Annotated in this window: 19 protein-coding genes and 1 pseudogene; 6 read left to right on the top strand and 14 right to left on the bottom strand. The window is 68.7% G+C overall.

Going from position 1 to position 20,115, the window contains the following annotated elements; all coding sequences use genetic code 11:
• Positions 1 to 302 precede the first annotated feature (302 nt).
• From ACH4NX_RS36690 to ACH4NX_RS36655, 8 genes and pseudogenes are all read right to left on the bottom strand, one after another.
• Positions 303 to 771 (bottom strand): annotated as a pseudogene (locus ACH4NX_RS36690) (IS5 family transposase); the annotation flags it as partial.
• 9 nt (positions 772 to 780) lie between these two features.
• Positions 781 to 981, bottom strand: a complete 201-nt coding sequence (locus tag ACH4NX_RS36685) for a transposase family protein (protein ID WP_398130200.1) — start codon at positions 979 to 981, stop codon at positions 781 to 783.
• A 133-nt stretch (positions 982 to 1,114) separates the two neighbouring features.
• Positions 1,115 to 1,648: a hypothetical protein gene (locus ACH4NX_RS36680; RefSeq protein ID WP_398130199.1), complete on the bottom strand. Its 534-nt coding sequence runs from the start codon at positions 1,646 to 1,648 to the stop codon at positions 1,115 to 1,117.
• A gap of 21 nt (positions 1,649 to 1,669) precedes the next feature.
• Positions 1,670 to 2,812, bottom strand: a complete 1,143-nt coding sequence (locus ACH4NX_RS36675; protein ID WP_398130198.1) for a ferritin-like protein — start codon at positions 2,810 to 2,812, stop codon at positions 1,670 to 1,672.
• Between the two features lie 71 nt (positions 2,813 to 2,883).
• Entirely contained in the window at positions 2,884 to 4,797 is a 1,914-nt protein-coding gene (locus ACH4NX_RS36670; protein ID WP_351400830.1) for a GMC family oxidoreductase, read from the bottom strand.
• A 936-nt stretch (positions 4,798 to 5,733) separates the two neighbouring features.
• Positions 5,734 to 7,104 carry an IS1380 family transposase gene (locus ACH4NX_RS36665; RefSeq protein WP_398130197.1) on the bottom strand — a complete coding sequence of 457 codons (1,371 nt, stop codon included), beginning with the start codon at positions 7,102 to 7,104 and terminating at the stop codon, positions 5,734 to 5,736.
• Positions 7,105 to 7,226: 122 nt separating this feature from the next.
• Entirely contained in the window at positions 7,227 to 7,472 is a 246-nt protein-coding gene (locus ACH4NX_RS36660) for a hypothetical protein (protein WP_351400832.1), read from the bottom strand.
• A gap of 572 nt (positions 7,473 to 8,044) precedes the next feature.
• Positions 8,045 to 8,437, bottom strand: a complete 393-nt coding sequence (locus ACH4NX_RS36655) for a DUF3592 domain-containing protein (protein ID WP_351400833.1) — start codon at positions 8,435 to 8,437, stop codon at positions 8,045 to 8,047.
• A gap of 448 nt (positions 8,438 to 8,885) precedes the next feature.
• On the opposite strand from ACH4NX_RS36655, the gene ACH4NX_RS36650 reads away from it, so the two are divergent.
• Positions 8,886 to 9,242, top strand: coding sequence for a MarR family winged helix-turn-helix transcriptional regulator (locus ACH4NX_RS36650; RefSeq protein WP_398130228.1), 357 nt, complete (start codon positions 8,886 to 8,888; stop codon positions 9,240 to 9,242).
• Positions 9,243 to 9,288: 46 nt separating this feature from the next.
• A complete protein-coding gene (locus ACH4NX_RS36645) occupies positions 9,289 to 9,504 on the top strand; it encodes a helix-turn-helix domain-containing protein (RefSeq protein WP_398130196.1) in 216 nt (71 codons plus the stop codon).
• 191 nt (positions 9,505 to 9,695) lie between these two features.
• On the opposite strand, the gene ACH4NX_RS36640 is transcribed toward ACH4NX_RS36645, so the two are convergent.
• Complete coding sequence (locus tag ACH4NX_RS36640) at positions 9,696 to 10,763, bottom strand: LLM class flavin-dependent oxidoreductase (protein WP_398130195.1); 1,068 nt, start codon at positions 10,761 to 10,763, stop codon at positions 9,696 to 9,698.
• A gap of 100 nt (positions 10,764 to 10,863) precedes the next feature.
• Between ACH4NX_RS36640 and ACH4NX_RS36635 the strand changes: the two genes are divergently transcribed.
• Positions 10,864 to 11,451 (top strand): CGNR zinc finger domain-containing protein, encoded by a 588-nt coding sequence (locus ACH4NX_RS36635; protein ID WP_398130194.1) that lies wholly within the window; start codon positions 10,864 to 10,866, stop codon positions 11,449 to 11,451.
• A gap of 178 nt (positions 11,452 to 11,629) precedes the next feature.
• Here the strand turns inward: ACH4NX_RS36635 and ACH4NX_RS36630 are convergent, their stop codons facing one another.
• Positions 11,630 to 12,634 (bottom strand): helix-turn-helix domain-containing protein, encoded by a 1,005-nt coding sequence (locus tag ACH4NX_RS36630; RefSeq protein WP_351400837.1) that lies wholly within the window; start codon positions 12,632 to 12,634, stop codon positions 11,630 to 11,632.
• A 120-nt stretch (positions 12,635 to 12,754) separates the two neighbouring features.
• Between ACH4NX_RS36630 and ACH4NX_RS36625 the strand changes: the two genes are divergently transcribed.
• On the top strand, positions 12,755 to 13,384 hold the full coding sequence (locus tag ACH4NX_RS36625) for a cysteine hydrolase family protein (RefSeq protein WP_398130193.1): 630 nt from the start codon (positions 12,755 to 12,757) through the stop codon (positions 13,382 to 13,384).
• Positions 13,385 to 13,605: 221 nt separating this feature from the next.
• Here ACH4NX_RS36625 and ACH4NX_RS36620 read toward each other — a convergent pair whose 3' ends face one another.
• The 3 genes from ACH4NX_RS36620 to ACH4NX_RS36610 all read right to left on the bottom strand — a co-directional run bounded on the left by ACH4NX_RS36620 (position 13,606) and on the right by ACH4NX_RS36610 (position 17,229).
• Entirely contained in the window at positions 13,606 to 15,045 is a 1,440-nt protein-coding gene (locus tag ACH4NX_RS36620; protein WP_398130227.1) for an MFS transporter, read from the bottom strand.
• 424 nt (positions 15,046 to 15,469) lie between these two features.
• A complete protein-coding gene (locus ACH4NX_RS36615; RefSeq protein ID WP_351400839.1) occupies positions 15,470 to 16,036 on the bottom strand; it encodes a TetR/AcrR family transcriptional regulator in 567 nt (188 codons plus the stop codon).
• Between the two features lie 128 nt (positions 16,037 to 16,164).
• On the bottom strand, positions 16,165 to 17,229 hold the full coding sequence (locus tag ACH4NX_RS36610) for a hypothetical protein (RefSeq protein ID WP_398130192.1): 1,065 nt from the start codon (positions 17,227 to 17,229) through the stop codon (positions 16,165 to 16,167).
• Between the two features lie 871 nt (positions 17,230 to 18,100).
• Between ACH4NX_RS36610 and ACH4NX_RS36605 the strand changes: the two genes are divergently transcribed.
• Both ACH4NX_RS36605 and ACH4NX_RS36600 read left to right on the top strand, forming a co-directional pair.
• Positions 18,101 to 19,288, top strand: a complete 1,188-nt coding sequence (locus ACH4NX_RS36605; protein WP_351400841.1) for an MFS transporter — start codon at positions 18,101 to 18,103, stop codon at positions 19,286 to 19,288.
• A gap of 133 nt (positions 19,289 to 19,421) precedes the next feature.
• Positions 19,422 to 19,721 carry a carboxymuconolactone decarboxylase family protein gene (locus tag ACH4NX_RS36600; RefSeq protein ID WP_398130191.1) on the top strand — a complete coding sequence of 100 codons (300 nt, stop codon included), beginning with the start codon at positions 19,422 to 19,424 and terminating at the stop codon, positions 19,719 to 19,721.
• Between the two features lie 45 nt (positions 19,722 to 19,766).
• On the opposite strand, the gene ACH4NX_RS36595 is transcribed toward ACH4NX_RS36600, so the two are convergent.
• The gene (locus ACH4NX_RS36595; RefSeq protein WP_351400843.1) at positions 19,767 to 19,943 is read right to left on the bottom strand and encodes a hypothetical protein; all 177 of its coding nucleotides are present in this window, start codon (positions 19,941 to 19,943) and stop codon (positions 19,767 to 19,769) included.
• Between the last annotated feature and the right edge of the window lie 172 nt (positions 19,944 to 20,115).

Below are 20,115 nucleotides of genomic sequence, written 5' to 3'. Positions count from 1 at the left end.
GAGCCGGACAGTTTCCTCTTGCGCGCCGCCCTCGGGGGCGGGCGTGTGGTGTAGGGACATGCCAGCAGCCTCGCCGCCCGCCAGCACCCTCACATCCGCCAATGGTTACGCCCCTCCGTCTCTTTAGGACTCCTCACAAAGGCGTTGGACGTGGCGATGGGTGATGAGGCAGGTGGCGAGGCCGAGGAAGGCTTCGTGGATGTCGTCGCGTCGTTCCCAGCGGATCTCCACGACCAGCGGTGAACGCCGAGTCCCGTTCGTGGGGCATGCCGCGGCGCGCGATGAGCGGCTTACTGATGGTTTCAGAATGAGGTGCGGAGTCGTCTCGAGCAGATGATGCTGCAGGCGAGTTGGAGGAGGTCCGGGTGGAGGTCTGCGCGTGTCTCGTAGCGGATCCGCAGGCGTTTGAACTGGTGGAGCCAGGCGAATGTGCGCTCCACGACCCAGCGGGTCTTTCCCAGGCCGGATCCGTGCGGGGTGCCCTTGCGAGCGCGCTTGGGTGTGATGCCGCGAGCCCGGAGAAGACGGCGGTACTTGTCGTAGTCGTAGCCACGGTCGGCGAACAGACGCCCCGGCCTGTGACGCGGCCGCCCACGGACACCGCGGATGCGGGGAATCGCCTCCGGCAGGGGCATCAGCTGCGTGACGTCGTGGCGGTTCCCGCCGGTCAGTCAGTGACACGGGCAACGGGGTGCCGTGCCGGTCGACGATCAGGTGGTGCTTGCTGCCCGGCCGGCCCCGGTCGACCGGCGAAGGTCCGGTGTGAGCCCCCCTTGCAGTTCATCTCCTGGCTCGAAGCGGAACCTGGCATCGGGTCAGGGTCTGGATCTTGGCGTGAGACTGATTGACGCCAAGCCCGGCTGCGAGCCGGGCGTGCCGGTTGCCGTTGCGGAGGTGGGCGAGTGTGAGCAAGGTCTGTCGGCCCTGGCTCAGGCACCTGATGGCGGCGCAGGGCAGAGCTGGACACTTCGACGCCGGCAAGCGCCATCTCGCTCACGCATTACTCGAACGGGATTCCGATGTCGATCAGTGGAAAGTCGTCGTTCCACCACAGTGTCGGCGTCACGCCGAGTGATACCTTGTCGCGGCCCCAGGTTCGGGACAGTGCTGGTCACTACACTTCCTCCTTCTGGTAATTCTCCAATGCGGGCGGATTGGCCCACGATCCGTAGCCCGGCGCCTTCGCGCCGGATGGGTGGGCACCGATCGCCCGCCACAGCAGACCCTCGGTGTAAGCGTCGGAGGAGACGACGAACGGGGGTGTCCGTCCGTTTCCGCCGTGCGCGCGCTCTTCTCCGGCCTGGCTACCCTCAGGCTGGCTGTCATCCGGGACGGCGGGCTTCGCTCCGCTCCGTCCGGGCGCCGTCCAGGCCGCCACGTCCATGCGTCCCGCCAGTTCCGGGCCGTACCAGACGCCGACGTACCAGAGCTTGATGATGCTTTTCACGACTGGATCGGCGGGGACGGCAGAGGGATCGGCAGAGATCACCTTCTGGATCGCATCCGGCCCTTGCTGATTCACGACCGTTTCGTAGTAAACCTTCGCCTGACCGGTTCCCCACAGGTCGAACTCGCTGAACCCGGTCACATTGGCAGAGAACTTCACGAATTCGCGTAGCTTCTCTTCTGTGGTCGTTCCTTGCGTCATGATGCCGCCTCCTTCGACGGTCTAGAGCTCGAATGTCGGGCCGGCATTCGCCCCTGGATGCCCTGTGAGCGGGTTGCGGATGAGCCGGTTCATGGTGTCGCGAATGCGGAACATCTCCCAAACCGCCTTGAGGAGCAGGTCGGGCTGACCGTTGTAGGCGAGATTGACACTGGTCAGGAAGGTGGCGTAGGACTGGTTGAATTCCTTGGCCGCCGCCAGGATTTCCGGGTCTCCCGCGAGGTCCGCCAGCTTGATGTCCGGCTTCACCGGATAGACGGCACTCCAGTCGACGTTCAGATCCGGGCCGGAAGGCTCACCTGGATCGTCGCCCTTCTGGTAGTACCGCCCCTTCTCCAGTTGCTGGAACCTGTAGTAGTGGGCGATTTCGTCCTGGCTGTCGAAAATGCCGCCGTACAGTCCTTCGCCCTGCTCCGCGACGAGGGTGAGCGCCGCGACTGCGGTGTCGCGCCCCGTCACCTTGATCACGTCGCCGCCACCCGAGTAGAAGTACTCGGGGGTCACCTGGCGAGCGGGGTCGCCGGTGAAAATTGTCGTCCCTGCCTTACGGGCCTGGTCCTCCAGGTGGTTGATTCCCCGGATGATCTCCTCGTAGAACTCACCGATGCTCAGGAAACGCAGAGTGGGGTCTCCGGGAACGAGGCCGAGGACGGTACCGGACTCCTCGAGTTCCGCCAGTTTTTCCGGTGGCGGCGCCGTGCCGTTGGACGTCAGGCCAAGGGCCGCCCAGTCCATCGGTACGAACCTGTCTTCCTCGGTAGCTGCCTGCGCGGGCTTCTCGATCTTCAGGAACGTGTTGAGAGCCTCGTGCGAGAACGGTCGGAGGTGCACTTCGAAGTCATCGGGACCACACGGCAGGCGCGTTGGATAGTTCGGCACGAAGCCGGGCTTGGTGAGGTCCGGCGTCCCGCCCACGGCGTTCATGACGTTCGCGACCAGGGTGAGGTGCAGCATCTCCTCGACGGCCACGACCCTGATGACGTGCCAGGCATCCGAGTTCTTCCCCGGCTGGAGCGAGTACAGGGCCGTCAGGTAGGGCGGGAGCGTTGCATGCTCCAGCTGGAGCCCCTTGTAGAGGTACTCGTGTAGCTCCTCGACGGTCTGGATCTTGGAGCCCCGGGACGGCTCCGATTCTGAAACGGACATGTTCCCCCAATCGTGGGCGGTGACGGTGGCGATGGCCGGCGTGGCGTTCGACCCGCCGAGCTGTTGGCCGTCTAGCTGCGGACGGTGGCCGGCGCCTTCGCCGCACGCAGGCGCTTGACAATGTGGGTCGAACTGCGGAAGGCGAGTGCCGCCATGGTCAGGCTGATGTTGGAAGTCCCGATCGAGGGCAGGCTGCCGGGCCCGACAAGGTAGAGGTTGTCGTGGTCCCACGACTGCTGGGTGTGGTCGACCACGGAGTTCGCCGGGTCGGTCCCCATGATGTGGGTGCCCGCAAGGTGGTTGCCGCCCACGATGTTGTACCACTGGCCGTCGTGCTCGACGGCGCTGTAGCGGTCCTTGTCGTAGGTCGTTCGATCCTCAGCGCCGAGCTTCTCGAAGATGTCGGTGGCGAGCTTGCGGGCGAATGCGGCCCCCCGCATGGTGTAGGGCGGGATCTTGAGCGACACGACCGGTTTCAAGTTGCCGAGGGCATCCTTGTATCGGTCGTCCACAGTGACCGTGTTGTTCTTGTCGGGCAGCAGGTCGATCATGAAGGCCAGCAGAAGCTGTCGGGAGATCTGGTTCCCGAGGGTGCTGCGCAATTCCGGCCCGTGCATGCCGCGTTTGTCGACGAGTTCGACCAGGTCCGTGTAGGGCGAGCCGGTGGCCCACCCCCAGCCGTCGTTGTGGATGTCCACCCCGAATCCGGCCTGGATTCCGCGGAATCGCCCGCCGCGCAGGTCGGTGATTCCGCTCGTGCAGGATGTGCCTCGCATCGTGCCGGCCGGCTTGGGCAGCAGGCCCCAGGCCAGCAGGTACGCGTGGTCCATCAGGTTGCGGCCGATCAGCTTGCTCCGGCTCATACGCTGCATGTCGGAGGCCAGCATGAGCCGGGCGTTCTCGATGGCGTGAGCGCAGAGAACGTAGACGGTGCCCTTCACCGTGTACGTCTCGTAACTGTTGGAGTCGAGCGACTGGTAGTTCTTGATGGTGATCCCGGTCACCCGTTGGTCCTGCTCGTTGATCTCGATCTTGGACGCGACGGCCTGCGTCACGATCTTGACGTTGCCCTTGCGGAGCGCCTTGGCCAGCGTCTTTCCCGCGTGGTATTTGGCCTGCACGGGGCAGATCGGCACGCAGTTGGTGTTGCCCTGACAGCGTTCGCCCTCTTCCACCTGGTTCGTGCTCACCGCACCGACCGGGACGAAGCCCTTGCCGCCGTCGTACGCGGCGTTCGGCACGCCGTTACGGGCCTGCGGGAAGCTCCGCACCTGGAGGGTGTAGTCGTCGTCCGCCAGGTTGACCCGCATGCCGTCGACGCCTTGGGCGACGGTCTGGTCGAGATAGGACGGCGGCATGCGGTGCATCGGGAACACGTATCCCTTGGGGAAATGCATTCCCAGGTATGCCTGGTCCTCGACTTCGGCGGCTACGCCCAGTTCGGCCTCGGCCTGCCGATAGTAGGGTTCCAGGTCGTCATAGCTGAGCGGCCAGTTCAGGCCCTGCCCGTACTTGGTTTGCAGGTTGAAGTCCTCGGGAAGCATGCGCAGCGCTTTCCCCTCCCAGTGCATGGAGGTACCCCCGAGGACTCGGGTGAAGGTGGTGTCCGTGCAGTACTTGTCCTCTTGTACGAGGTAGAAGTCGTCCCGGGGCGTGTCCGGATGCACCGGCATGGTGTCGGTACTTCTGGGCATCCGGGCATTCGGGTTGAACGGATACGGTGACTGGTTGTCCTTGACGACTGCGCCGTAGAACCGCGACAGGTACGACTCGTACTCGGCGAGGTCCAGGTCCTTGCCGGGGCCGGCTTCGACAATCAGCACCCTCTGGCCTGCCTGGCTCAGTTGCTCGGCGACGATGGAACCTGCCATGCCGCCGCCGACGATCACGGCATCCCACTCGCCTGTCGCGGCCTCTGCGGCGCTGGTCTGCGTCGCGGCGCCGGCTGGGAAGATCACCGGGTCTGCATCGTCGTAAGACGTCATGATTCCCCTTGTCGCGTCTGGGGGGTGACCTCACCCCGATTACGGGCAGAACAGCCCGGTGACGGATCCCACCAGCCGTCAGAACGGATGGTGATTGAATGACTATCGGAGGCCGGCCACTGCCACTGGCAAATGAGAACCAGCTCAGAAACCGAGTTCAAGCTGGAGAACCGAGGCAAGCAAGCATCGCGGCTCCCCTCGATGAATCGGTAAGCGCTTCCCGCAGTCCCCAGCGGCTCCGCCGCCGACTGCGGCCACCCGCTGCGTTGTCGGCCCGTCCGCGTACGTCGCGCACGAGGACGGCCCTCCGATCCGATTGACCACATCTGACGCCGCTCGTTATTTCCATTGGGGATTTCGGGAAAGACCTCGGCACGAGAATTGCATATGTCGCTGTCATCCCTCTCGCCGCAGCGGGGATCTTGTCGGCAAACCCACCGTTCGGACGTAATCAGTGAGCCCAGGGTTTACGTTCTTCCCTCCGGCCGGTGCTGGCGGGGAACGCTTCGAGCGGTGACCGCTGGAACGCCGAGGTCGACGACAACGCGGGATGGCCGTGTCGAGTTGGGTGAGCTTCTCCTCTGTTCCGGCAAGGCTCACCTGCAGCCCTTCCGTCTCGCCGAGCATCCTTCGCGTTCGGCCTCGGCGATGCGGGCGAGGAGGTTGTCGTGGATCTCGACGAGCCGGTCACGTTGTGCGGGATCGGGCCAGAGCATCGGGCAGCGAACACAGGCTTGTCCGAACTTGTCCAGCGGAGTCTTGTGGGTGGAGTCGCCAGCCTCGAAGTTTCGTGAGGTTTGCCGACGGAGTCGGTGGACCGTTTCGTGCCGTGGGCTGAGAGTGGGCAGGTCGAGGGCCCGAGTGTCGTCTCGGGGAGGCGCCGGGCTCCACTGCTCCGGTGTCGGATTGCTGTCGTAGGGGCGGGAAAGTTGCTGGTCAGCCGGGGTTCGGCAGGAGTGCGAGCCGGTCGAGTGCGGCGGTGATGTGGCCGGTCCAGGGCCAGTGCTGGGCCAGGCGGAGGATCCGCCGGCGGCCGGTGGTGACGAGCTGTCCGGCTGCGGTGAACAGGCGGAGCCGTAGTCGGCGGGGTTCCCAGAGGCGGGCCTTGCCGGTCAGGGCGAGCATCGGCATCCAGGCCAGCAGGTCGAGGGCGATCTGCACGATCCCCAACCAGATCCGGTTCTGGGCGGTGCGGTGCAGGGGAAGGTTGCGCAGGCCGGTGGCGCGGGCGTTTCGGATGCGGTCCTCGGCCCGGGCTCGCAGCCGGTGACGGAGCTCGAGTTCGGCGATCGGCCGGCCCGAGGTGTTGGTGGCGAAGCACGTCAGCCGCATGCCGTCCGCATCGGTAAGCCGCAACTGGGCTCCGGGGTGCGGTCGTTCTTTTCTGACGATCAGCCGCATGCCCTTGGGCCAGCCGGTCAGGACGTCGCCGGTGAGTTCGGCGACCCAGGCGCCGTCGCGGACCTCGCCGTCCGTCTCCGGAGTCCAGGCCGATACCGGAACCTTCAGCACGTGCTGGTGGATCGCCTCGGTGATCACCATGCCGACCGAGTAGGACAGCCACCGTCCTCGCTGGGCGAGCCAGGCGACGAAGTCGTGGGTGCCGCCCGCGGAGTCGGTGCGGATCAGGGTCCGGCGCCCGCGCCGGTACTTCTTCGGCAGCTGGGAGAGGGCCAGTTGGGTGGCGGTGATGTGGTCGGCCGCCGTGTTCGATCCCGCGTTGCCCGGTCTGAGCAGGGCCGCGACCGGTTCACCGGTGCCGCCCGGTCCGTGGTCGACGAACCCCATCAGCGGGTGGTGACCGTAGGTCCGCTTCCACGTGGGTGCGGCGTCCTCCTTGTCCGAGTGCGCGATCACCAGCACCCCGTCAAGGTCCACGGTCACCGTCCCGCCCGCATCAGGCGCTGCCCGTCCGGCCAACCGCCAGACATGTTGACGGGCTTCAGCCCGCGCGGCCCGGATCGCGGTGAGGGTCTTCGGCCCTGCTGCGGCGAGGGTGTCGATGAGGCGGGAGACGGTCGGGGCGGAGGCCACCGGCCCGAACACGGCCGGCTCCGCCCGCAGCATGGCGACATCCGCAAGGCAGTCCCCGCCCAGCTCGACCGCCAGGGCCACGTCCAGCAGGATCTTGCCCGGATCGTGCACCGCCCGAGCCTTCCGCCACGGTGCCACCGCCGCTGATATCGCGGTGTCCACGCCGGCCTTACGGACCGTCTCGACCAGCAGCACGCCCCCGGCCTGCGAGACCACCGCCCGGCCACCGCCCTCGATGCGGACACGCGGGTACGACCCGATACGCTTCTTCACCTGGAGAGTGCTTCTTTCCGTGCAGCCAACAGGACCCTAGACAAGTCCCATCGTTGCAGGTCAGGAGCACTCTCCGCCTATTTGATCAAGACCCGGACAACCCCGCTCGCAAGGGCGCGAGGTCAGCCGTTTTCCCGGCCCGGCAGAGGTGCGCCCTCTAGGAAGGCGCGATAGGTATCGGCGGCTTCCTGCTCGATTGCAGGGTTGGAGGGGCCGTAGCGGGTGTCCGTGCGGTCCCGCTTCGGCCCGGAGACCCAGAACTCCTCGTCGGTCTGCACGTCATAGAAGTTCGCATCGAACAGTCCCCCTGCCCGGCGCAGTGTCCTCCCGCGAAAGTACGCAGTACTCCAGGTCTTCGAGAAGTCCACCCACCCGATCCACGAGGATCCGCGGTCAGTGTTGTATCCAGTCTTCAACTGCACGAACATAAGACGTTGAGGCATACCCACAGGGTCCTGCAGAGACCGCTCCCGTGACCAGCCATTTTGCGGGTGCCTACACGCGACCCCGCGGCACCGCCGACATAGGCTCGGGCAGGCGGCTACGGAACGATGCGCTCGTTCACCTGTAGAGGGCTTGCTTCCACTCAGCCGACAGAACCCCTGGCAAGCCCCACCGCCGCAGCTCAGCAGCACTCTCCGCTTGTCTGATCAAGATCCGCACAAGCCAGCTCGTGAAAGCCCGAGGCTAACCTGGCGGTCCCTGGCAGGGGGCCTTGACCCTGAATCCTCGACGCGGTTTATGTGGCTTGTGTCAGCCTGGTTGCGCGCACCCTGTCAACACCGACGAGGACTCCGATCCGTCGGAGCCGGTGCCCAGGTCGGGGGCCTACCGAAGACGCCTTGGGCAGGAGCGGCTCCGGCCAGGAACCGGGGACGCGGAAGAGGCGCAGGACCGAGTCTGGTCGAACTGCTGCGTTTCTTCTCGAAATTCGGACGCGTCAGAAGAAGACGATCCAGGCCAAAAGCCAGACTCCTGCCACCGCCGCGAGCGACGCGATGGTCAGGAGCGCGAACCCCGTACCCACACTGATCGGTGGCACGTCGGCGTTGTCAGGTTTTCGCGGGTCGTAGACGATCTCGACGTCCGCACCGATTCGGGCCCCGGCGACCGGCGACGAGGGACCCAGGCACGTGTGTGTGCCACCGGACGGAGTGCTGAACCTCACCACGATTCTGATGCCTCGCTCGCGGTAGGTGTGTTTCACACACTTGCCGGTGACGCGCACGCCTCTGATCCGCAGGATCAGGGATCGCCACCCGAGGTAACCGAGAGCCCCCGCACTCCCCAGCAGGAGCAGCGCATGCGGGAGCACGGCAACGGTCCCGGACACGGCAAGGGATGATGGCGGCACGCAGGAAATCTAACAACTGCGGTTGCCTGAGGGCAGGGCACCGGGGTGAATCCCGTCATTCCCGGTTGACCGGTTGATCATCGATGCCCGGATGTGAGACCGAGCACGGCTCTTGAAGATCATGGAGTTCTCTACACTCCCAGATCAGCAAGGCTGCCGTGCTCGTCGCTGATCCGCACGACCCTCGACCGGGCCGGGTGAACCAACATCGCCAGCGCCCGACGCGCTCACACCCGCCCCGACGCAACCTTCAACCTGCACGGAATTCCATGATCAAAACGGACGAAGGGGATTCTCCCGGGGCCTGCCACGGCTGCCCCTCGGATATGCATGTGCGATCCGACGTAGCGATTCACCTGAGAAGTGCTCCCCGACTCTGCTGTCGTAGCGTCATCAGAGATCCTGTCGTTGCAGGTCAGCCCTACCTCTGCCTCTCACCTCCCAGCAGTTCGCCGTCCTCAACGCCCTCAGCCGCGACCCCGGCATCGACCAACGCACCCTGGCGCGCTTCACCTCACTGGACCGCTCGACGGTCAACCACATCGTCCGCCGGCTGACCGACCAGCGCCACGTCAGTCAGGTCCGCGACGAGGAGGACCGCCGACGGACCCTGCTGAGCCTCACGGACCAGGGAGCCGAACTGCTCGAATCCCTGATCGGTCCGGCCGAGGACATCAACAGGCGACTCCTCGACGCGCTCTCCGACGACGAGCGGCAACTGGCCGTGGAGATCCTCCGCAAAATCGCGTCGGTGGACAACGAGGCACTCAGCGACGGCCCGTGAGCGCGGTGAAGCGCCGGTCGTGCCGAAGCGAGGAACAACCCACGCCTTGACTCACCACGCCCTGCGCACCGCACCTTCCCCGACGCCGCGGGAAGCCGGTTCCTCACCCGCCGCCGGAACAGGGCCCGTCATCGGCCGCGCTCTGCGCATCCTCGGTGCGTTCAGCGCACGACGTCCTGACCTGTCCCTGAGCGAGCTGGCCCGGCGATCAGGTCTGCCCGTGTCCACCGTGCACCGCATGCTGGGTGGCCTGCTCATGTGAAGCTTCCCCATGATCTTGGGCGGCTCGATGGTTGTGCCGCCAGGTCGTGCTGATACCGCTGTCGGACCTCGGCTGGAGTGAGGGAGCCGAAGATCTTGTGCTTGCGCAGGCGGCGGCAGTACGTCTCGATGGAGTCGAAGGGCTGCGGGGCATCCAGTGCGTCGACGGCGCCGGGCGCATCATGCCGGAGCTCACGGTGAGGGCAGCGCGTAGTGGTCGGCGATGAGCTCGACCGTGCGTGCCTGGCCCCGGCGTGAGTGACCCCCGACCACGAGCATCACCTCGTCGGCTCCGGTGCGGGCGTGCAGGCGGTCGAGGGCCGCGGCCACCTGCGGGCCGGTTCCGTTGAGGAAGCGGTGGGTGTAGGCATCGATGATCCGCCGCTCCTGGGGACTGGCCGGGTACGTCTCGACCTCCTCGGGGGAAAGCAGGCTGTAGGGCTTGCGCTGGAACATCCGCAGCATGGCCATGGCCGACGAGGCCGCCTGGCGCCGGGCCTCGGCGGGATCGTCGTGCGCGACCGCGCCGACGCTGACGAGCGTGTACGGCTCGGCCAGGGCCCGTGAGGGACGGAAGTTCTCCCGGTACAGCCGCAGGGCCGAGACCACGTCGGCGTCGCCGAACTGCAACGCGAATGCGTAGGGGCGGCCGAGCTCGGCCGCGAGGCGTGCCGAGTAGGGGGAAGAGCCCAGGATCCAGGTCTCCGCGGCGGTCCCGGGCCGGGGCACACGGTTCTCGTCCGCCTGCCACGGGCCCGGGACCGCGTGGACGTTCCGGTAGGGATGGCCGGCGGGGAAGTCGTCCCCGAGGAACCCGAGCAGTTCCCGCACCTGCTGCGGGAAGCCGTCGTTGGCGTCATGGTGCCGGCGCAGCGCCGCGGCGGTCGGCAGGTCGGTGCCGGGCGCCCGCCCCAGTCCCAGATCGATACGTCCCGGGGCGAGGGCCTCCAGCATGCCGAACTGCTCGGCGATCACCAGCGGCGCGTGGTTGGGCAGCATGATCCCGCCCGCGCCGAGCCGGATGCGGTTCGTCTCACCGGTCAGCCGCGCCAGCATCAGCTGCGGCGAGGAGGTCGCCGCACCCGGCATCGCGTGGTGCTCGGACATCCAGAACCGGTGGTACCCCCGCCGCTCGGCCAGCCGCGCCAGCGCGATGACCTCTCCGAAGGCTTCTTCGACGGTCTGCCCGACAGCGGTGTGCGCGTTGTCGAGCACCGACAGGGCGAACGGGGCGGTGCCCGAAGGCGGTGCGGGGGTCATACGGCTCCTCGATTCTCATTCTCACGGTAAATGATGACCTCTACCGTGAATCCACGGTACAGGAACCTCACGGAATACCTGGACTGTTACCATGAGACCGATGTCGAAGATCCCGCTCCCGCCTGCCCCCGGAGCTGACGAGCACGTCAGTCTGGCGCTGCTCAACAGCACGGTGCTCCTCCCCGGGGAACACCGCGCGGACGAACTGGGCACCCCCGAGGAGGCCACCGACTGGCTCATCGGTCACGGCCTCGTACCCGCTCGGACGGCACTGCTGGCGTACTGCCAGAACCAGCTCGCGGGGCTTCGGGGCGACCTGCGCCTCCTCTTCGCGGCACAGGTGGGAGGCGAAGCTCCCCCACAGCGGGCCCTGGACGGCGTCAACCGGGCCCTGGCACAGGTCCCCAGCGCGCCGTTGCTGCGCCACGCACCGGCTGGAGGATTCCGCCGGACGCCGGCGCACCCCGTGACGCGACTCGTCGAGCACGCGATGGCCCAGATCGCCGAAGACGCCGCCACCCTGCTCACCGGCGACGACGCGTCCCGGATCGCACGCTGCGAAGCATCCCCCTGCGACCGGTTCCTCCTGCGCACCCATGCACGCCGTCAGTGGTGTTCCACCCGTTGCGGGGACCGGGTCCGGGCGGCCCGCGCCTACGCCCGCAGGCAGGACCGAGATCCCGCCTGACGGCCCGGGTGCGGATGCCCGACCGGGTCGCCAGTGGGCCTTGTCCCAGAACCCGGGCACGGACTGTGCCCTGACGTGACGATGCCCGCCCTGCCCGTATCGCCCCCTCGGGAGCCGGTACGGCAACAAGGGCGGTCCGGTCAGACGCGTGGTGCGACGCCGCCCGAACCGCAGTGTCCTATGCCGATACCCCCTCCGCCCGGGGACCGAAGAGTTCCGGTGCGGGGCCGGCCGCCCCCGTGTGGTGGCTGAAGCGGTGGCGGTAGGACGTCGGTGTGGTTGCGTAGTGCGTCGTGAAGTTCTGCCGGAAGGTCACGGCGCTGGCGAATCCGCATGCCGCCGAGATGCGGGTGACGCTCCAGGTGGTCGTCTCCAGCAGTCTGCGGGCCTCGTCGAGTCTGCGGGTGAGGATCCACTTGGCCGGGCTCATGCCGGTCGTCTCGTAGAAGCGGCGGGAGAAGTTGCGGGTGCTCATGTGCGCGTGGGCGGCGAGTTCGGTGACGGACAGGCGCTGGTCGAGGTTGGCCAGGGCCCAGGTGATCGTGTCGCCGATGGGTCCCGCGGCGTCGTCGGGCACGGGCCGGTCGATGTACTGGGCCTGGTCGCCCTCCCGGTGGGGCGCGATGACGAGATGGCGCGCGACGGTGGCGGCCGCCGCGGATCCCAGTCGGTCGCGGACGATGTGGAGGCAGGCGTCGAGTCCGGAGGCCGTGCCGGCCGAGGTGAGCACGTCACCGTGGTCCAGGTAGAGGGCGTCCGCGTGCACGTCCACGGCGGGGTAGCGTTCGGCCAGTCGTTCCGCCAGGGCCCAGTGGGTGGCCGCGGTGCGTCCGTCGAGCACGCCGCTGCCCGCCACGGGGAACGCGCCGAGGCAGAGCCCGGTGATCCCCGCTCCGCGAGCGTGCGCGTCCCGGATCAGGGCGACGCACTCGCCGTCCGGTTCTGGGAGGTCGGCCGGCCAGGAAGGGAAGACGAGCAGGTCGGCCGCTTCCGCCGCGGCGGGCCCGGCGAGGTCGCTGATCAGGATCCCCTCCGAGGTGCGGACCGGGCGCGCGTCCGCGCTCCACACCGTGGTGGTCCAGCCCTGCGCCAGACCCTGCCGGGCCACCTCGCCGAACACGAGCAGGGGCGTGGCGAGGTGGAACGCGGTGATCCCGTCGAAGGCGTGAATGGCGATACGCATGCCTGTCCTGATCTCATCGATTATCTGCTTCTCTGCCACTCACTGTAGTGTCCGCGGCTCCGTGAGGATGGAGTCCGTGGCGCCCTCCGCGCCGCATCCGCCCAGGAACAGGAGAGAACGTTGACCGCCCCACGCCGCGCCCTTGTCCTCATCGACGTGCAGCAGGAGTACTTCGACGGACCGCTGGGCATCGAGTACCCGCCCCGCGACGCGTCGCTGGCGAACATCCTGCGTGCCCTCGACACCGCCGTGCGGGCGGACATGCCCGTGGTCGCCCTCCGGCACCAGTCCCCCGAAGGGTTCCCGGTCTTCGCGCCCGGCTCGCCCGGCTGGGAACTCCACCCCGAGGTGGAGCGCCGCCTCGGCTCCGCGGCCAAGCGAGTGACCAAGAGCTTCTCCGACATCTTCACCTCCACCGGTCTCGCCGACTGGTTCCGGGAGAACGGGATCGACACGCTGACCCTGGTCGGCTACATGACGAACAACTGCGTCCTGTCCACCTCCGCCGCCGCCGAGCCCCTCGGCCTCACGGTCGAGGTCCTCTCCGACGCGACCGGTGCCGTCCACCTCGCCAACGAGGCCGGGACCGCCTCCGCACAGCAGGTCCACGAAACCCTGATGACGCTGCTGCACTCGAACTGGGCCGCGGTCACCACCACCGACACCTGGGCATCTGCCGTCACCGACGGAGACCGACTCGCCAAGAGCGACCTCGTCACCTCGGCCACGCGGGGCCGCGCCGCTCACTGACGGGCACACCGCCCTCCACGAGAGGAGAGCGCCTCGCGGGACGACGCCCCCGTGACGCTCTCACCCCGGCGGGCCTGCGCCGGCAGCGAGGCTGCGACCGTCCTGACGCGGTCCTACTGGCCGACAGGCCGTGAAGGACGCCCGCTCCGAGAACGCCCGCAGGATCCCGGCGGAGAACGGCCTCACCCTCGCCGCCCTGCCCGAGGCACCACCCGGCCCCGTCAGTTTCCCGCCCCGGTGTTCGTCTCCACAGGCTTGGACCCGTCCTGTTCCGCGGCCGGGCGGGCGCTGAGGGTGGTGAGGGCGAGGAGACCGGCGGCGAGGAGGGTCCCTGCGGCGACAGTCAGGGCCGTGCCGTACCCGGCGACCAGTGCCTCGCCGGTACCCATCGCGGCCTTCTCCGGCTGCGCGGTGACGGTGGCGGCGACCCCGGCGAGTACGGCGAGGCCGAGGGCGACACCGATCTGCTGGGCGGAGTTGAGCAGGGCCGAGGCGATCCCGGCCTTGTCCGCGTCGACGCGGTAGACCGCTGCCTGGGTCAGGGCGAGGACACCGAGACCGAAACCGAGCGCGAGGACGAACATCGCCGGCGCCAGGTGCGGCCAGTAGCCCGTGTCGACGGTGACCGCGGAGAACCAGAACGCGGCCAGCGCGCTCAGCAGCGCGCCGAGAGCGGCGACGGAGCGGGGGGCGATCCTCAGCAGGAGCTTCGGGGCGACTCCGGCGCCGAGGACGAGTCCGGCGGCGAACGGCAGCCATGCCGCTCCCGTGCGAAGGGGGCTGAACTGCTGCACCTGCTGGAGGTAGAGGGTGATGACGTAGAAGGTGCCCATCGGGCCGATGGCCAGCAGCAGCATGGTCAGGTAGGCGCCGGAGCGGTTGCGGTCCCTGAACAGGTTCAGCGGCACCAGAGGACTGGCACTGCGGGCCTGGGTGAGGACGAACGCGACGAGCAGCAGGACCGCCGCCGCCAGGAGGATCAGCGCGACCGGGTCGGTGAAGCCGTCCTCGCCGAACCTCGTGATCGCGTAGACGAGGGCGACCATTGCGACGGTGCCCAGTACCGCGCCCCCCGTGCCGACCCGGCCGGGGTGGCGGGCGGCGGCGTGCAGGGTGCGGCTGCCGAGGAGAACGAGCAGGCCGACCGGGATGTTGATGAAGAACACCCACCGCCAGTCGAGGAGGTCGGTCAGGACACCGCCGAGGAGCAGTCCGACGACGATCCCGAGCGCGGACATCGCCCCGTAGAGGGACAGCGCGAGGTCGCGCAGCTTGCGGTCGGGGAAGGTGGTCGTGATCAGGGCGAGCGCGTTCGGGGCGGTGAGCGCCGCTCCGAGGCCCTGCACGGCACGGGCGACGATGAGCATGGTGACGTTCTGCCCCAGCCCGCCCGCCAGGGACGCGATCACGAAGACCGCGATACCGAGCCGCAGGGTGCGGCGGCGCCCCCACAGGTCGCCGATCCGGCCACCGAGCAGGAGCAGCGCTCCGAACGCGAGGATGTAGGCGTTGACCACCCAGGGCAGGTGCTCCGCCGTCACACCGAAGTCCCGCTGGATGCTCGGCAGCGCGATGTTCACGATCGAATCGTCGAGCACCAGCATCAGCTGGGCGGTCGCGATGACCAGCAGCGGGATCATCCCGGCCCGCTGTCTCGTCATGGTGGTCACGTCGTCTCCTTCGCTCGCCGCTGACGGATACCCCCCTCCCGTATGTAACCATATACGGGAGGGGGGTATTTCCTCGGGGTGGGGCGTCAGAGAGACCATGAGGGCGGGAACGGCTGCCGAGCGGCCGAGAACGGCACCGCCGTACACGTCTCGCACTCCGGACGCACGCCGCCGGCCGGAACGGCACCGGCGGGGCGGTCGGTTCCCGCCCCGTCCGCTCATTCCGCGGGCGCGACCCGCTCCGGTGCCTCGATCTCCTCGGCGGTGAGGAGTCTTCTACGTCGCCGCGGCCTTCGCCGTGCTCGGCGCGCTCACGCTCCTGCGCGTGCGGGGAGTGCGCTGAGCGGTGGGGAGCAGTGGGGTTGCGCGGCCACGGGGACCGCGTGCGGTGGACGGCGTGCGGACCCCGGGGGATTCAGGCGGGACGGGCCGCCGCGAGCACCGCGTCCGTGATCGACTCGGCGTACTCGTCGGTCAGCCGGTCGAAGTCGAAGAGCAGCGCGTACCACATGGGCCCGTAGATCAGGTCGATGAGGACGTCGTCGTCGGGACAGGTGACCTCGCCGCGCTCCCGGGCACGCGTGATGACCTCGCGGAAGAGATCCCGGCGGGGGTTGATGACGGACTCGACAGCCAGCCGCGCGAAGTCCGGCCCCTGTGCCGCCTCCGCGGCGACGGCCTGGCTGAAGGCCTTGTCGCTGTAGCGATGCAGTTCGAACGCCGCCCGCACCATCGGCAGCAGATCACTCCTGAGGCTGCCGGTGTCCGGCACCGGGAACACCTCACGTCCGACCGAGTCCAGGGCGTCGAGCAGCAGCTCGCCCTTCGAGGCGTAGCGGCGGTAGACGGCCTGCTTGGACACGCCGCTGCGGGCCGCGACGCCTTCCATGCTCATGCCCCGGTAGCCACGTTCCGTGACGATCTCCAGGGCCGCTTTGCGGATCGCCTCGTCCCGAGCCGGATCCCGTGGTCTTCCTTGCACGTCATCAGCCTACGGCAGTTCCGTAACGGTGCGTAAGGGAATTCGGTGCGGTGCCGGACACGCCCGGGGCGCTCCACACAGGGCGGTGTGGAGCGCCCCCGGGGTGGCCCGGCCGGGCCGGGTTCATGTCACTGCGCGCAACAGGAGCACGCGGTCGTGTCGGAATCCTGGGCGTCATCGGCGTTCTGGGCGTCGTCGGTGTCCTGTTCACCCCGCGTGCCGCAACACCCGGACGCCGCCCCGTCCTCGAAGGCGCTCAGCCTGCAGAAGCAGGAGGCCGCGACGGGGACGTCGGCCGAGGCGACGGCGATGTCGCGGGCCAGGGCGACCTGTCCGGCCTCCGCTTGCCGCCCCAGGAGGGTGAGGCACTCGTGGAGTCCGTGCAGGCTCCAGACGTTGTTGGGGTGGGTGCGGCGACGGGCGAGAGTGCGGTCCAGGTAGAGGTCCGCGCGGTAGATCGCGGCGGCCTCTTCGATCCGGCCCTGTTCCATGGAGAGCGCGCCGTAGGCATGGCGCACCGGCTGGAGCCAGGCCGGCGGATCGGTGTAGGGCAGCGCGTCCTCCGCCTCGACGGCACGCTCCAGGGCTGCGAAGGCTGCCTCGAAGTTGCCCTTGCGGTACTCGAGTTCGCCCTCCAGCATCCCGGCGGCGACCTCGAGGACATCGACCTCCTTGGCCGGCACGGCGTTCCACCGGGTCTCGGGCACCGCGGTACGAGCTGCTGCGAACTGTTCTCGGGCCGCCTCGGCCTCGGCGATACGGCCGAGCGCGGAGAAGGCGATGCCGCGCGCGTAGTGGATCATCGCGGTGGTCGAGCAGAACAGCTCCTGGTCCTGCGGGAGTCCGAGCTCGAGGATCTCCTGCCAGCGGCCGAAGCGGATCAGGACGTGCGGCAGGGTGGTGCGGTAGCTCTCCATCAGGTCGGCCATGGGCGGGCTGTCGATCCGCAGGAGTTCCGGCGTGACGAGAGCGTCGATGCGGCGGGCGGCGTCCAGCGCCTCGCGGGACCTTCCGGACATCATCGCGCCGTAGGCCAGGACGCACAGGTTGTGCGCGCGGTAGAGCGCGTACCAGTGCCGGCCGTTCTCGCGCGCGAAGAAGCGGTCGTCGGCCGCGACCGCGACGGCGTTGGACTCCACCACGCGGCGCCAGTCGCCGCAGGCGGCGTCGATGTGCGTGGACATGTGGGCCATGTGCCCACCGTCGGGGCCAGGTTCCGCAGCCGGTCGGCCGCGGGGAGAGCGGTCTCCGGGAACGGGGACATCTCCATCAGGTGGATGTAGAGATGGTTGAGAGCCGGATGCCGGTCTCCGCCCGACCGGGCGAAGGCGAGCTCGATGACCTCGCGGGCCTCCAGAGTGCCGTAGCCGACCGGCTCCCCCGTGTCCAGGTCCCACAGGGCGCGCGGGCTCACGCACAGCAGCGCGTCGGCGAACAGCGCCGCGGAATCCAGGTCCTCCGGGTGAGCCCGGTAGACCTCGCGCATGGCGTCGGCGTACGCGCGGTCGAGGGCGGCGAACCCGTCCGGCCCCTCGGGGAGGCCGTGACGCGGGAAGCGTGCCGCCATCGCCTCGATCAGGGACCGCTCGAAGGGAGTGCACGAGACGGAGGCGGCGCGCGCCCGCTCCAGGGCGCCGTTGGCCCGGTCGACGGAAGCCTTCAGGTCGGCGGCGTCGAAGAAGCGCCAGGCCTTGTTGTAGTCGGGTCCCTTGGCGAAGGCGATCCCCCAGTGGGCCATCGCACACTCGGGGTCCTCGACGACAGCCTTCTCGAAGCAGCGCACGGCCTCCTCGAAGTTGAAGCAGTACGCCCACAGCAGGCCACGGTCGAACCACACCTGCGCCTGCGGCGAGGACGTGGTGACGGTGCGGCGATGGTCGCCGAGGTCGTAGTACGTGTCGGTCACGGTGCTGACTCCGATCGCGGATGAGTGGGCACGGCGACGTACGGGGCGCTCCGGGGAGCAGAGGCCGGGTCGTTCTCGCGTGGTGCCGTGCGTATCCTTATTCAATACGCACCGTACCGTATTGAAAATAGGTCTCCATGCCTCCTCCCCGTTCACCGATGCCTGCCCTTCTCGCCCTGACCGTCGCCTACTTCGCCATGGTGGCCGCGGCGGTCGCCATCGTCGGGCTCGGTCCGCTCATCACCGACGGTCTCGGCGTCGGTTCCGGTGCGGCCGGGACGCTGAGCACCGTGTACACGGTGGTGTTCGCCCTGGGCGCCCCCGTCGCGGCGGTGGTCCTGCGGCGCGTGGACCGCAGGAAGGTGCTGCTCGTCGGCCTCGTCCTCATGGCGCTCGGCGGCCTCGGCAGCGCCGTGGCACCGCACCTTCCGCCGATGATCGCCGCCCGCACGGTGCAGGGCGTCGGCGCGGCCGTCTTCGCCCCCACGGCGTCGGTCGTCGCGGCGATGATCGTCCCGCCTGAGCGCCGTGCCCGCATGCTGTCGCTCGTCGGGAGCGGCGCCATCACGGCGATGGTGCTCGGCGCACCGCTGGCCTCCGCGGCGGGGACCCTGATCGGCTGGCGCTGGGCCCTCGCCGCCCTCGCCGTACTGATCCTCGTCGGCATGGCCGTGCTGACGGCGCTGCTGCCGCCCCTGCCGCCGAAGACGGTTCCGCGCATGCGCGACTTCGGATCGGTGGTGCGCGTTCCGGGCGCCCGGCCCATCCTGTGGACGACCTTCCTGGCCCTCATCGGCCAGTACGTCGTGTACGGCAGCGCGGCCGTCTACCTGCCCCGGCGCTTCGGCGCCTCGGACACGATGTCGCTGGTCATCCTGCTGGCCTTCGGCGCCGTGGCGCTGTGCGGCAATACGCTCGGCGCCGGCGCGTACAACCGGTTCGGTGGCGATCGAACCCTCGCGGGAGGCATCGCAGGCGTGGCGCTCGCCTTCACGTGCGCCACGCTCCTGCCCGCACACCCCGCGTCCGGCATCGCGGTCTTCGCCTTGTGGGGGCTGTTCAACCCGGTCTTCATCTCACCCCAGCAGGTACGCGTCATCGACCTGTTCGGCGAGCAGAGCAGTCTGCTCATCCCGCTCAACACCACCTGCGTCTACCTCGGCATGAGCCTGGGAGGCCTGCTCGGCGCGCGCCTGCTCCCGGCGGTGGGCCCATCGGCCCTGTCCGCCGTGGCGCTGGTGCCGCTCGCCGCGGCCGCCGTGGCGCACGGCGCCTCGATGCGGCGCCGCGCCCTTTCCCGGCCACGGCCGTCCGGCGTGGCCGCCGACGCCTCGACCCGCGGCTGACCAGATCGCCTATACGGGCGGGGGGTATAGCCTGGACGTGCTGCCGGCACCGCCACAGGCCGTTCCGGCGGAGAGCACAAGAACGACGAGAAAGGGTGACCCAATGCATTCGCACCACGAGGAAGCGCGGTTCATGGCCGACATCAAGGAGGCCGCGCCGGAGATGGTGTCGGCGTTCTTCGGCTTCGACAAGGCCGTGTTCAGCAAGGACACCGGCAATCTGGACCTGGTCACACGTGAGCTGATCGCGGTCGGCGTCGCGGTGACGACGCAGTGCCCCTTCTGCGTCGAGGACCACGCCAAGCGCGCCGTGAAGGCCGGTGCGTCCAAGGCCGATGTGGCCGAAGCGGTCATGGTCGCCGCCGCCCTGCGCGCCGGCGGCGGCGTCACGCACGGCTGGAAGGCGATGAAGAGCATCGCCGAGGACGAGTGAACCCACCAGCGGGGCGTCCTTCGACTCCACCGCCGGGGGGCGTCCTCAGCGGGCGTCGGCCGTGCGCAGGGTGAGGACGCGGACGGTGCTCTCCCCGGTGTGCGCGTCGCGGCCGTGCCGGCACCGGTAGTCGTCGAGTACGAGGACGTCGTCCTCGGCCGGCCGGAAGCGTGGAAGTTCCGGTTCGAGGGCGTGCGCGGCCTCGTCGAATCGGGTCAGCATGGCGCGTACCTGGTCGGCGTCCGGATCGCGGTGCAGTGCGACGGCGCCATCGGTACGGCGGACGATGCGCCGGCCAACATCCCATTCCAGGGGGGTGTCCCGCCCGCCCGGATCAAGCCGTCATCCCGTCTCCTGTTCGTGCGGGGCCGTCGCGGGCGGATGAGTCGGACGG

This window comes from Streptomyces sp. NPDC017225 (assembly GCF_044331465.1).
In the GTDB taxonomy this organism is placed as follows: Bacteria; Actinomycetota; Actinomycetes; order Streptomycetales; family Streptomycetaceae; genus Streptomyces.
The sequence above is the reverse complement of the archived record's forward strand: the minus strand, read 5'-3'. Positions and strand labels throughout refer to the sequence as shown.

Coding starts and splice junctions, on each gene's coding strand:
- ACH4NX_RS36680 (WP_398130199.1), bottom strand. CDS start 1,648: ATGACGCAAGGAACGACCACAGAAGAGAAGCTACGCGAATTCGTGAAG.
- ACH4NX_RS36675 (WP_398130198.1), bottom strand. CDS start 2,812: ATGTCCGTTTCAGAATCGGAGCCGTCCCGGGGCTCCAAGATCCAGACC.
- ACH4NX_RS36670 (WP_351400830.1), bottom strand. CDS start 4,797: ATGACGTCTTACGACGATGCAGACCCGGTGATCTTCCCAGCCGGCGCC.
- ACH4NX_RS36640 (WP_398130195.1), bottom strand. CDS start 10,763: ATGACCCCCGCACCGCCTTCGGGCACCGCCCCGTTCGCCCTGTCGGTG.
- ACH4NX_RS36635 (WP_398130194.1), top strand. CDS start 10,864: ATGTCGAAGATCCCGCTCCCGCCTGCCCCCGGAGCTGACGAGCACGTC.
- ACH4NX_RS36630 (WP_351400837.1), bottom strand. CDS start 12,634: ATGCGTATCGCCATTCACGCCTTCGACGGGATCACCGCGTTCCACCTC.
- ACH4NX_RS36620 (WP_398130227.1), bottom strand. CDS start 15,045: ATGACGAGACAGCGGGCCGGGATGATCCCGCTGCTGGTCATCGCGACC.
- ACH4NX_RS36610 (WP_398130192.1), bottom strand. CDS start 17,229: ATGGCCCACATGTCCACGCACATCGACGCCGCCTGCGGCGACTGGCGC.
- ACH4NX_RS36605 (WP_351400841.1), top strand. CDS start 18,101: ATGCCTGCCCTTCTCGCCCTGACCGTCGCCTACTTCGCCATGGTGGCC.
- ACH4NX_RS36600 (WP_398130191.1), top strand. CDS start 19,422: ATGGCCGACATCAAGGAGGCCGCGCCGGAGATGGTGTCGGCGTTCTTC.
- ACH4NX_RS36595 (WP_351400843.1), bottom strand. CDS start 19,943: ATGCTGACCCGATTCGACGAGGCCGCGCACGCCCTCGAACCGGAACTT.